Source organism: Microbacterium sp. sgz311019, assembly GCF_056135325.1.
Genome location: NZ_JBWAXO010000001.1, coordinates 366968 through 378836, shown reverse-complemented (window position 1 = coordinate 378836; position 11869 = coordinate 366968). Strand labels below are relative to the sequence as shown.

Annotated in this window: 6 protein-coding genes and 1 tRNA gene; 6 read left to right on the top strand and 1 reads right to left on the bottom strand. The window is 68.3% G+C overall.

The window, feature by feature from the left end; all coding sequences use genetic code 11:
• Positions 1–20 precede the first annotated feature (20 nt).
• Together AC0NZN_RS01795 and AC0NZN_RS01790 are read left to right on the top strand one after the other, a co-directional pair.
• Entirely contained in the window at positions 21–809 is a 789-nt protein-coding gene (locus tag AC0NZN_RS01795; RefSeq protein WP_474590549.1) for an ATP-binding cassette domain-containing protein, read from the top strand.
• A 63-nt stretch (positions 810–872) separates the two neighbouring features.
• Positions 873–945 (top strand) — tRNA-Asn (locus AC0NZN_RS01790).
• 371 nt (positions 946–1316) lie between these two features.
• Here the strand turns inward: AC0NZN_RS01790 and AC0NZN_RS01785 are convergent.
• The gene (locus AC0NZN_RS01785) at positions 1317–2960 is read right to left on the bottom strand and encodes a sigma-70 family RNA polymerase sigma factor (RefSeq protein ID WP_474590548.1); all 1644 of its coding nucleotides are present in this window, start codon (positions 2958–2960) and stop codon (positions 1317–1319) included.
• Between the two features lie 418 nt (positions 2961–3378).
• On the opposite strand from AC0NZN_RS01785, the gene AC0NZN_RS01780 reads away from it, so the two are divergent.
• From AC0NZN_RS01780 to AC0NZN_RS01765, 4 genes are all read left to right on the top strand, one after another.
• Positions 3379–3813: a hypothetical protein gene (locus tag AC0NZN_RS01780; RefSeq protein WP_474590547.1), complete on the top strand. Its 435-nt coding sequence runs from the start codon at positions 3379–3381 to the stop codon at positions 3811–3813.
• 64 nt (positions 3814–3877) lie between these two features.
• Entirely contained in the window at positions 3878–5563 is a 1686-nt protein-coding gene (locus AC0NZN_RS01775) for an Ig-like domain-containing protein (protein WP_474590546.1), read from the top strand.
• Between the two features lie 300 nt (positions 5564–5863).
• Entirely contained in the window at positions 5864–6277 is a 414-nt protein-coding gene (locus AC0NZN_RS01770) for a hypothetical protein (RefSeq protein WP_474590545.1), read from the top strand.
• Between the two features lie 75 nt (positions 6278–6352).
• Positions 6353–11848: a beta strand repeat-containing protein gene (locus tag AC0NZN_RS01765; RefSeq protein ID WP_474590544.1), complete on the top strand. Its 5496-nt coding sequence runs from the start codon at positions 6353–6355 to the stop codon at positions 11846–11848.
• Positions 11849–11869: the final 21 nt, after the last annotated feature.

Sequence of the window (11869 nt, the reverse complement as noted above, 5' to 3'; positions counted from 1 at the left end):
CCGACCGGCAGGATGAGCACATGCTCCGCGCCGACGATGACGCCGTGATCCGCTGTTCCGATCTGTCCCTGCTGCGCGCCTCAGCACGCGGCGGCGCAGCGCACCGTGTCATCGACGGCGTCTCGTTCGTCCTGCGGCCGGGCCGGACGCTGGCCGTCATGGGGCCGACCGGTGCGGGCAAGTCGAGCCTCGCGACGATCCTCGCCGGGGCGGACGACGCCGGCATCCGCATCGCAGGTGGACAGGCGAAGGCGTTCGGCGCGTCGGTGGAGCGCGGCGGGCGCGCGCGCCGCGCGCGTCTGTATGCGACGGGTCTTGTGCCGCAGGATGCCGACTCCGCTCTGCCCCCGCGCCTCAGCGTCGGGGAGATCATCGGCTCTCCCGTGACGAGCCGAGATCGGCGGGTGAACAGGCGCGCCCTCTCGCTGCGCATCGCGCGCCTTCTCGATGAACTGTCTCTTCCGCTCGGCTGCGCCGAGAAGTACCCCTACGAGCTCAGCGCGGGCATGCGGCAGCGGGTGGCCCTCGCACGTGCGCTCATGCTCGAGCCACGGCTCCTGGTCGCCGACGAGCCGCTGCGCGGCCTCGATGTCACCGCGCGGCGCGCGGTACTGGCGGCGATCCGGAGGCGGACGGATGCCGCATCCCTCGCCGCCCTCGTGGTGACCAACGATGCCGAGGTCGTCGCAGCGCTCGACTCCGATGTGCTCGTCCTGCACGCCGGACATCCGGTGGCACTCGGCCACGGCATCCACGATCTCGTGTGGACGCCGAGCACCGAAACCGAACGCCCGCTGATCGCCTCCTGATTTCGTTTCACCTGCGACGGCTTGCTAAGATGTATGAGTTGTCCGCCGCAGGGTGGTGCACATTCCTCCATAGCTCAATTGGCAGAGCAATCGGCTGTTAACCGATAGGTTCTTGGTTCGAGTCCAAGTGGGGGAGCGAAGGCCTCGGGCTCCACCCCGGGGCCTTTTTGCTGTGTTTGCGCGGTTTTCGGGCTCTCAGGTTCGCCGTCAGACGCGCTCAGAGCGCGCTCTGCGAACATCGCTCAATGAGCGGGAGCCGCTGCCGGTCACCGTGAGGTCGAGGGGGAAGCGTCCAGGCCCGGTGACGGCATCGACGAATCTCGGTGCCGCGGTGGGAAGGCCCGAGGGAGACGGTGGTCACCATCCAGACCTCAACGTCGTCACGTCGATGACGCCACCGGGGTCTGGGGCAGCAGTCATATTTTACGAGCCCTCGCCCGAAGCCGCCAGGGCGAGTTGCGTGGCGGTTCCGTGCGATCGCCGTTCTGCTGCCACCAGGGAGCCAGATCAGAAGCCGCCCGGGACAGGAAACCCGACCGAGTCGACCGTCCCAGACGCCACGCCGTCGACGACAGCCTGCGCCGTGACATCCACGTACTGGGTGAGCTGCGAGAGATCAGTCGTCATGGTGGCGTTCGCGTAGCCGTCGGAGCCGATGACTGTGGTGCTGACGAGCGCAGGCACCCCCGTGCCGCCAGTGCGGGTCACTGCCACCTGAACGGTCGAGCCCGGCTGGCCCTGCACGGAGACGGTGAAGATCGCCGTTGTGCCGCTCAGGTCGAGCGCGACGCTCTGTATCGACACGGGCGCGGGCGCGGGTGTCGGCGTCGGTGTCGGTGTCGGTGCAGGCGTGGGCGTCGGCGGCGGTGGGGGGACTGGCGCAGGCGCGGTCGGGGGCGCCGCGCCGGGAGCAGCTGCAGGAGGTGCGGGGGCAGGGATCGCAGGCGATGCCTGGGGAGTGGGCCGTGCCTGCCTCAACGGCGGCACAGCATGCCGGACCGTGGTGATCGGCGTCTGCACCGGGGCCGCCGGGTGCGTCGGCAACGGGGGGTTCGAGGCGGAGGTGCTCGCCGACACGGACGGGAGCGGTGCCGCTGCAGACCCGGTCGGGAGCGGCGGAGCCACGTCGGATCGCGGGGGCGAGACCATCGCGGATGCTGTGGAGACGTTCGTTTCGGAGAGCGCACGCACAGCGGTGACCGAGACGCCCACGAGCAGGAGAGCGGCCGTGGCGGCGACCAGGATCTTCCCTGCACCGACCAGGGACGCGTGTGTCACGGTTGGCGAGGACTCGTGCTGCACCCGCGCCGGCATCTCCGGGATGCCCGCGCTGATCCCCGTGAGCAGGTCTCCGCCGCGCACCCAGGCGAGATAGCCGACGGCGCCGGTGACACCGAGAGCCAGGGGCAGGAGGATCATGCCCAGGCGCGCGGACCCGAGCTGGTCGCTGACGAGGGAGGCCTCCTCGACGATGATCATGCACGAGGCGCAGTCCCGCAGGTGCTCGTCGATCCTGGCGGTGTCCCGGCGAGATGAGTTGTTCCGGGCGTACGCGCCGAGCCGCTCCACCACCCAGCGGCATTCGGAGTCCTCGGACAGCGTGCGCAGGTGCGCCTGAATCCATGCCTCACGCAGGCCCTCACGGGCGCGGAACGCCAGCTGGGCGACCGCGACCGGCTTCAGGCCGAGCAGTGGGGCGACCGCGGCCGGCTTCATGCGCTCCACCGCGGTGTACCAGAGCACCTCCTGCCAGCGGGTGGGGAGGCTCCGGAACGCGGTGGCCGTGATCGAGCGGTTCAACTCCGCTTCGGTATTCGCCGCGAGGTCGATGTCGGCGGCGACGTCGTCCATCTGGTCATTCGCGACCTCGCGGCGGGAGCGACCCCAGCCTGCGGCGACGTTGCGCACCGAGGTGAGCAGGTACGCGCGGAACCCGGAGGTCGGGCCCCCGCCGCGCTTGATCGCGGTGTAGACGCCCGCGAACGCCTCCTGCGCGATGTCGTCCGGGTCGAAGGCCGCGGTGGTCGCACGGGCTGCAGCGACTGCCGCCTTGTAGTGGCGTCTCCACAGCTGCCCGTACGCGTCGGGGTCTCCGGCACGGGTCGCTTCGATGAGGGATGCATCCGACATCTCCTCGTGGGCGACAACCACGCCGCCTTCGCCAGCTGAAGCCATCGACATCGCGTCTCTTCTCCTTCGACCGCCTCATCACCTGCTCAGCAGGTGCCGGTCATCAGTACAGACGAAGCTGAGGCCGAACTATGACGCCGGTCGGGGCGTGAGTCAGTCAACTCACAGGTGGGTTCCCGCAGCGATGCGGCATGGAACTCACGGACGCCGCGACCTCGCCAGGATCACTCCGGAGAGATTGAGCGCGGAGATCGCGTAATGGATCGGCCGATCCTGCGTCTCTCCCATGTCGGTGATCCGTCTCCAGCGGCCCACGCGGCACTCGGGCGGCTGGCTCCCCAGCCCACGCCGCCCGCCGTCGAGACGGGCGCACCCCAGAGCGCCCGCCTCGACGGCACAACGTCTGAAGAGACCGATTCGCTCGAGAAGGACCTCGCACATGCGCAAGATCGTCGGCATCACGGCCGTGGCCGGTTTTCTCCTCGCGGCCACCGCCGTCACGGGCTGCACCAGCGCCTCCTCGTCGGTCGGTGAATCGTGCGCCGCCGCGGAACATGCCCTGCACTCGCTGTCGTCGGACATGTCGACGGCGCTGGCGGGACTCTCTTCCAACGACCTCGATGGTGCGGCGGCGTCGGCTCATGAGATGCATGATCGTCTGGCTGCGAAGTCGACGTCGATCAGCGACCCGCACGTGCGGCGCGTCTATGAACGGCTCGTCGGCGACTTGGGTGCTCTTGCCGACGGTATCGAGGATGCGGCCGCAGCGCAGGGTGACACCACTGCGCTGCGCAAGATCAGCGATGACCTCACCGCGAAGGCTCGTGACATCCAGGCGGACGTCCAGGCCGTGCAGAAGGTGTGCGTGAGCTGACAGCTCCGCACCCGGCCCCACAAACTCGACGACGTTGCCTTCGACGCAGGAGACGGACACCACGATGACGCTCAACACACGCGGCCCGCTGATGGCGAAGACGGGCCGCCGCGCGCCGCGCGCCATTACCGCCGTACTGGTGGCAGCCCTGGCTGTTGCGCTGGTCGCGAGCCCCGTGCCGGCGATGGCAGCGAATGCCACCGTGGTCCACCCCGTCACGGTGTATCTGACGACCACCACGGGCAGCGCGGCCACGGCTGACCAGACCGCCGTCGAACAGCGGATGCGGGACGCGTTCCAGGGCTTCTCGGACTACTGGTACGCCGAAACGCGCGGTGGAGTGCGGTTCGAACTGAGTACCATCCACTACGAGCCGGGCAAGGGGGTCTGCGACCAGAATGCGGCCAGCTCATCCTGGACGGCTGCGGAGACTGAGCTCGGGTACACAGGTGGAGCCGACAAGCACTTCCTGGTCGTGGTCGACGACTGCGCATCCTCCTCTGGCGTCGGCACCATCGGCAACACGCTGAACTCAGGCGGCAGCGCGTGGATCGGCGGGTATTCGAAGGGCGTGTGGGCGCACGAGATCGGCCACAACCTCGGCTTCAACCACGCCAACATCCTCGACTGCCCCGGGGCCGTCGTCGACGGCGCGACCGTCGCCCAGGGAGGTTCTTGCGTCTCGCGCGAGTACTGGGACCAGTACGACGTCATGGGGGGCAGCCTCAGCGGCATCTACAAGGGGCTGTCGACTCCGCAGTTGGTCAGGACCGGGCTGCTCGGTTCGTCGGAGTACCGCGCCGTCAATGGCAGCGTCGATGCGAACGAGACGGTGACGGTCAGCTCTCGCGACCTGTTCACGGGTGTGCAGTCTCTGCAGGTCACCGACCCGCAGACGGCGCAGGTCTACTACGTCGAGATGAACAGCAACGACAACTACAGCGCAGGCATCGGAGCGGGCAACACCGGCAAGGCGACATACTCGAGGTTCCAATACGAGTTCGGTGTCCGGGTGCTCCGTCTCGACGGGCGCTACACGCAGCTGCTTGCCGCGCCGGTCGGCGCCAACGGCATGCGGCCGACGGCGTGGCCCGTGGGGTCGACCTTCACCACCCCGAGCGGGGGCGTCTCCGTTCGAGTGATCTCTGAAACGGCGACCACGGCAACCCTCCAGGTCATCACCCGCCACGACTTGAGGGCACCTGCCGCACCCGTCGTGGCCAGCACGGATGCGACAGCACTGACGGGTGTCGCCGAGCCCGGATCCACGGTGACGGTCTCCGGCCCCTCCGGGGGGCTGGGTACCGCGCTCGCCGGCCCGGATGGCGCGTTCACAGTGACCTTCGCGGCCCAGGCGGACGGCACGTCAGTGACGGTCACCGCCACCGACTCGTCAGGCAACGTGTCGCCGGCGACGCCAGCCACGATTCGCGTCGTGGCCGTCACGCCGCCGGACCCGGCCCCGCCCGTGCAGACGCCTGCCGTGCAGACTCCTGCCGTGCAGACGCCTGCCCTGCAGCCTGTCGTCGAACGGCCCGTCAAAACGGCGCGACTCCACGTCACCCCGCCGGCCGCACTCCAGACTGCGGTCTCTGCGCCCGCCGTTGGTGACGGCCCCGTCGCACAGCCGGCTGCACCCCCGGGTGTACAGGCCGGGACGGGGGATCTGCCCGTCTCCTGGGTGTACACGCTCATCCAGGTGACACTTTGGTCTCTGCCCGCCACGCTCGGGCAACCCATCACCCACTGACGCGAGCACAGCGTGTCGCGTGTGCCGGGCGGGGCTGGCCGCTCGCTGGGGGAGCAGCCGGTGCGGCGCGATATCGTCCATGCACTCCGCGGGCTACTTCGCAAAATGCCCGCTCGAGTCGCGTAATGGATCGCGCCGTCGTGCGTCTCTTCATGGGAGGGGTGTACCTCCGGCATCGGGGAGGAACGCAGCCATCGTCCCCAGGGGGAGTGATTCGTGGAGTCCGGGAAGTCGGATGCGCTCGAGCCGACGACACGTCGCGCACGCACTGCCGCGCGTGCGCGGCATCGTCGGCGCAGGATGGCATGGATCATCGGCGCGATCACCGGCGCCGCTCTGCTCGCCGCAGGCATCGTCGTCGTCGCGGTGAACCTCGGCAGCAGCAGCGTCGACCATGACGGTCCGGCGGTCAGCAGCTCGTCGGAGCGCACGCTGCGCGGTGGGTGGTACCCGATTCAGCTCACGTCGTCGCACTCATCTGTCGCCGACGAATCCGGCGGTGGCTGCCAGGCGAGCGGCGCGGCGATGAACGCATCCGATTTCGACAATGAATTGAGAATCAGGATGGTCATCGCCAAGGCGCACGGTACGGTGATCGGCACCGGGGAGACGAAGCCGAATGTCGGCAAGGGCGACCGCAAGAACTGGATGGTGGCGGCGAAACCGGCGCCCGCTCCAGCGACGCGTTGTGTCCTGCGCGGAGTGGGGGAATAGGCGATCATGCGCATTTCGGAGAGTCAGCGAGGTCCGCAGCGCGGCGCCCGCGTTCGGCGCATCACTGTTCCAGCGGTGATCGCAGCGCTCGTGCTGTCGGCGCTTCCCGCGCTGGCCGTCCAACCCGCCGATGCCGCACCTGGCTTCCCTGGCACGCCGAGACCAGGAACCCTCGTGTACTACGACGACTTCGCGAACGGACACACCGTCACCCAGACCGTGCCCATCACCTCCTACGTCGGGGGCGCGTTGGCCAACAACGCGACGTACACCGCGGACGCGTACTGGGCGGACAGCAACGCCTGCAACGGCTTCGTCCTCACGCCCCAAGCCCCGTACAACGCCGCCTGCGGTTCGCCGACGGTCTGGGCCCGCTTGACCGGAATGGTGCAGGCCCTCGGCCGCTTCAACGGCGCGACAGCGGCCGCGGAGCGGACTGTCTCGGCATTGTCGGAGATGACCGGACCGAACGTGGCGAACAGCGGAACCGTCATGCTGCAGACCACGTCTGGCGCGGTCCCCACCGCGCAGGGGCATTACTACACGGTGTCGGCCCAGTTCGCGACGGTGACCTACACCGGCACGACGGGGAGCGGGTGCGACTCGCTGAACGGAGTGCCCTCCGACCCGACTCTGACGTTCGCGCTGCTGAACGGATCAACGGCCATCCCGCTCGCGTCGAACCTCGATCCGTGTACCGCCCCGGGGGCCAGGGTGTACACCGTTGTCGGCACGGACAGGCCTCTGGTCGTCGCGAACCTGACCACCCCGGCGCTGAAATGGACGAGCACCACGGCGCGCGCCGACCTCCTTCTTACGAACACGAACACGCAGAACTCCAACGGCAACGATGCCGCGTTCACGAACCCGCAGGTCATCGATGTGACGCCGCAGCTCGACAAGTCGTTCAGCCCGTCGAGCATCACGCTCGGACAGACATCGACGTTGACCTACACGATCACGAACACGAACGAGCTCGGCGCGAAGAACGGCTGGAGCTTCCACGACAGCCTGCCCGACGGCATGACGGCCACCGGCGTCAGCAGCACGACGTGCGCCTCGGGAGTCGTGACCGCCGCGGCGGGTGCCGCCACGGTCGGCGTCACGGGCAACCTGAACCTGAACCAGGGATCGTGCCAGGTGACGGTGCAGGTGACTGCGGACTCCGTCGGCTCCTACACGAACGGACCGGACAACTTCCCTGCCGGCATCGCGGGCTTGGATGGTCTGCTGGCCCCGGCCACCGCCACCTTGAAGGTCGTCGGGCCGGGAACCATCAGCCTCGTCAAGACCTCCTCGACCACGGCGATCACGGCGGTCGGTCAGGTCGTCACCTACAAGTTCCTGGTGACCAACAAGTCGCAGGGCACCCTGAACGGACTGACCGTCGCGGACGTACAGCAGGCGCCCGCATCGCAGAGCGGCCTGTCGGCGATCAGCTGCCCGAGGACGACTCTCGCCGCCGGTGACTCGACGACCTGTCTCGCCACGTACTCGGTCTCCCAGGCCGACCTCGACAACGGCTCCTTGGCGGACACCGCCACCGCATCAGCGCAGAACTCGACCGGCGGCACCGTCACCTCGCCGCCCTCAGCGCTCACGATCGGTACTCCGGCACCGTCTCTCTCACTGGTCAAGGCGTCCTCGACGACCCTGGCGACAACCGTCGGCCAACGCATCCCGTATACGTTCACGACCACCAACACGGGCAACGTGCCACTGTTCAATGTCGGCGTGACAGACACCGAGATCGCTCCGGCGACGCAGGCGAACATGTCTGCGGTCACCTGCCCGCAGCCGACCCTCTCGCCAGGCGCGTCCGAGGACTGCACCGGCACGTACACGGTGACGCTGGCCGACCTGCAGAACGGATCGATCAACGACTCCGCCGTGTCCACCGGTACGAGCAACGCGGGTGCGAACGTCACCTCCGACCCGTCGACGCTGACGATCGCGGCGACCCCTCCGGCCGCCCTCACGCTCGTGAAGAGGTCGACTCTCGCGAACTTCACCACTGCCGGCCAGAGCGTGCCGTACCAGTTCGTGGTGACGAACAGCTCGGCGGTGACCGTCAACAACATCACCGTGACCGATGTCGTCTCCCCGCCAGGGCTGCCCGCGAATCTGACTGCGCCGACCTGCCCGGTGACCCCCCTCGCTCCGGGCGCGTCTACGACCTGCAACGGGACTTACACCGTGACGCAGGCCGACGTCAACCAGGGGTCGATCACGGACACCGCACATGCAGACGGCACGGACCCCGCGGGAACTCCCGTGCATTCCGTCCCGGCGTCGCTGACACTCTTCGTTCCGACCTCGTCCATGACGATCGTGAAGGCCTCGCTCAGCACGAGCGCGTCGGCAGTCGGCCAGCAGATCCCGTTCACCTTCAGGGTCACCAACACCGGCAACACGAACCTCACGGGGCTGACGATCCTCGACACCCCGGTCGCGCCGTCGGTTGCGTCCGGCATGAGCGCGATCACCTGCCCGAGGACGACCATAGCCCGAGCCACGACCGTCACGTGCTCGGGCACCTACACGGTGACGGCGGCCGACATCGCAAACGGCTCCATCAACGACTACGCCGTCGCGCAGGCGATTGACCCGGCGAGCACGACGATCACCTCGCCCCAATCCGCGGCGAGCGTCCCGGTCGAAGTGCAGCCGCTGACGATCGTCAAAGCATCCTCCGACGACGTGTTCGACACGATCGGGCAGCGTGTGCGGTACTCGTTCACGGTGACGAACACGTCCGCGGTCACATACACGAACGTGCAGGTGCAGGACACGCCACAGGCGCCGGCCTCGGCCTCGAATCTCGGCGGTGTGATCTGCCCGACATCTTCCCTCACACCGGGGGGATCGATGACCTGCTCGGTCACCTACACGGCCTCCGCCGCTGACATCGCGAACGGGAATGTCGTGAACCTCGCCGCAGCGACGGCGACCGATCCTGGCAGTGCGAGATTCACCACGGCCCAGTCGAGTGTCATCATCCCGGCCCGCCAGATCCCGGGGATCTCCTTGTCGAAGACGTCGACGACGCAGATCATCAGCGGTGTCGGCGAGCAGGTGCCGTATGGGTTCACGGTGACGAATACCGGCAACGTGCCCGTCCAGAACATCGCGGTGACCGACACCCAAGCGGCGCCCGCCGCTCAGGCGAACATGTCGGCGGTCACCTGCCCGAGCGGCCCGGTCGCGGCGGGCCAGTCGGTGACGTGCACGGGCACGTACACGACCACGGCCGCCGACCTGAACCAGGGCTGGCTGACAGACACCGCCGTGGCTCACGCGTCCACCGCGCAGGGTGCCAACGCAGACTCGAACGAAGCCGCCCTGACGATCACCGCCAACCCCGCGCTGTCGATCGTGAAGACGTCGACGACCGCCCAGATCACGGCCGTCGGCGAGCGGGTGCCGTATTCGTTCCTCGTGAAGAACGTGACCGGTGCCCGGGTCGACAACATCGCGGTCACCGACCAGCAGGTGGCTCCGGCCAGCCAATCGGCGCTCAGCCCGATCGTCTGCGCGGCGACGTCGCTGACCGCCGGCCAGTCGACGACCTGCACGGCGACTTACACGGTGTCCGCCGCCGACATCAACAACGGCAAGGTGGACGACACCGCGACCGCTTCCGGCACGAACCCGCTCGGCCAGAGGCTGCCTCCGTCGGCTCCATCGGTCCTGTCGATCCCGGCCGCGCAGCAGCCGGCCATCACGATCGAGAAGACGTCGAACACGTCGGTGATCACCGCCGTCGGTCAGGTCGTCCGCTACTCGTTCACTGTCACCAACACGGGAAATGTGCAGCTGACGGGCATTTCCATCACAGACACGCAGACGCCGCCGGCGTCACAGGCGAACCTTGGGGCCCTCGCGTGCCCCACGTCGAGCTTGGGTGCCGGGCAGTCGATGATGTGCAACGCCCAGTACACCGTCACGCAGGCGGACCTCGACCACGGCTCCGTCGCCGACACGGCGGTCGTCTCCGGCATTGCGCCGGACGGCTCCTCAGTGGCCTCTGTCGGCTCGAGCCTGTCGGTCCCCGCGCCGGCGATCGCTCCGGCCCTCACAATCGTGAAGTCGGCGAACGCCACCAGCATCGGCACGAACAACCAACAGGTCGTGTACTCGTATTTCGTGACCAACACGGGCACGGCCACGGTCGCCAACGCGTTCGTGACGGACACGCAGATCGCTCCCGCATCTCAGGGCAGCCTGTCACCGGTGACGTGTGTCGCCAAGTCGCAGCCGCAGGCGACATGCTCGGGCACGACAGCGAGTCTCGCGGTCGGCCAGTCTGCCCTGTTCCGCGCCACCTACACGGTCACGCAACCTGACCTGGACAACGGTGGCGTGAGCGACACGGCCACGGCGTTCGGTGTGGCGGTACCCGGAATCCCGGTGCAGTCGTCGCCGTCGGCGCTGACCATCCCGGCCGACCCGATCATCAATCAGGTCTCCATCACGAAGACGTCATCGACGACGACGGTCACCGCCGTGGGACAGCAGGTACCGTACACGTTCACAGTGCGCAACGACGGCAACCAGACCATCACGGGCGTCGGCGTCAACGACACCGTGACGGCGCCGTCGGTGCAGTCGAACCTGTCGGCCGTGACGTGCGGGAACACGACTCTGCTCCCGAGTGCGTCTACCACCTGTGCGGCGACGTACACGGCCACACGGGCGGACCTGAACAACGGGTTCCTCGCCGACTCGGCGGCGGCCCACGCCACCACCCCTGCGGGCGCGCCGGTGAACTCGGGCCTCGCGAAGCTGTCCATCCCGGTAGACCGGACGGCGACGATGTCCATCGTGAAGGCCACAACCGTCCCGCAGGTGACGGGGGTGGGCCAGCGGGTGCCGTATACGTTCACGGTGACCAACACGGGCAACCAGGCGCTCACGGGGGTGAAGGTCGTGGACGTGGTCTCCGCTCCGTCCGATCCGGCGAACCTGTCGCCGGTCGTCTGCCCGGTCACCGATCTCGCCTCCGGTGACCAGGTCGTGTGTACGGCGACGTACACGGTCACCCAGGCGGACATCTATCACGGCACGGTCGCCGATCAGGCGACCGCGTCGGCGGTGGACGCGGTGGGCTCGAGTGTCAGCGCAGGCTCGTCGGCGGTGTCGGTCCCGGTCGTGGCGTCGCAGCTGACGATCGTGAAGCGCACCACGACGACGACGGTCACCGCGGCGGGCCAGCAGGTGCCTTACACGTTCACAGTGACCAACATCGGCAACACGACCCTGACCGGCGTCTCAGTGCTTGACTCGCTCGCCGCACCGTCTGACCAGGCGGACTTGTCGACGATCACCTGTGTGAAGCTCGTCGGCCCAGACAGTGGATGCTCGGGCACATCGGTGACGCTTGCGCCGGGCCAGGTGGCGGTCTTCGCCGCGACCTACACCGCCGCGGAGCCGGATCTGAACTTCGGGTCCGTCACCGACACGGCCAGCGCAGTCGGCACCGACCCCGAAAGCAACCCGGTCATGTCGGCGAGCCCCTCCATCGTGACTCTCGCAGCCCGCGCCACGCACCTGCCGGTGGTCTCCGGGTAACCGGCACCGACGCCCGGGCGC

What these genes read in the sequence shown, in the direction of transcription:
- AC0NZN_RS01795 (WP_474590549.1), top strand. Translation starts at nt 21, where the DNA reads ATGCTCCGCGCCGACGATGACGCCGTGATCCGCTGTTCCGATCTGTCC.
- AC0NZN_RS01780 (WP_474590547.1), top strand. Translation starts at nt 3,379, where the DNA reads ATGCGCAAGATCGTCGGCATCACGGCCGTGGCCGGTTTTCTCCTCGCG.
- AC0NZN_RS01775 (WP_474590546.1), top strand. Translation starts at nt 3,878, where the DNA reads ATGACGCTCAACACACGCGGCCCGCTGATGGCGAAGACGGGCCGCCGC.
- AC0NZN_RS01770 (WP_474590545.1), top strand. Translation starts at nt 5,864, where the DNA reads ATGGCATGGATCATCGGCGCGATCACCGGCGCCGCTCTGCTCGCCGCA.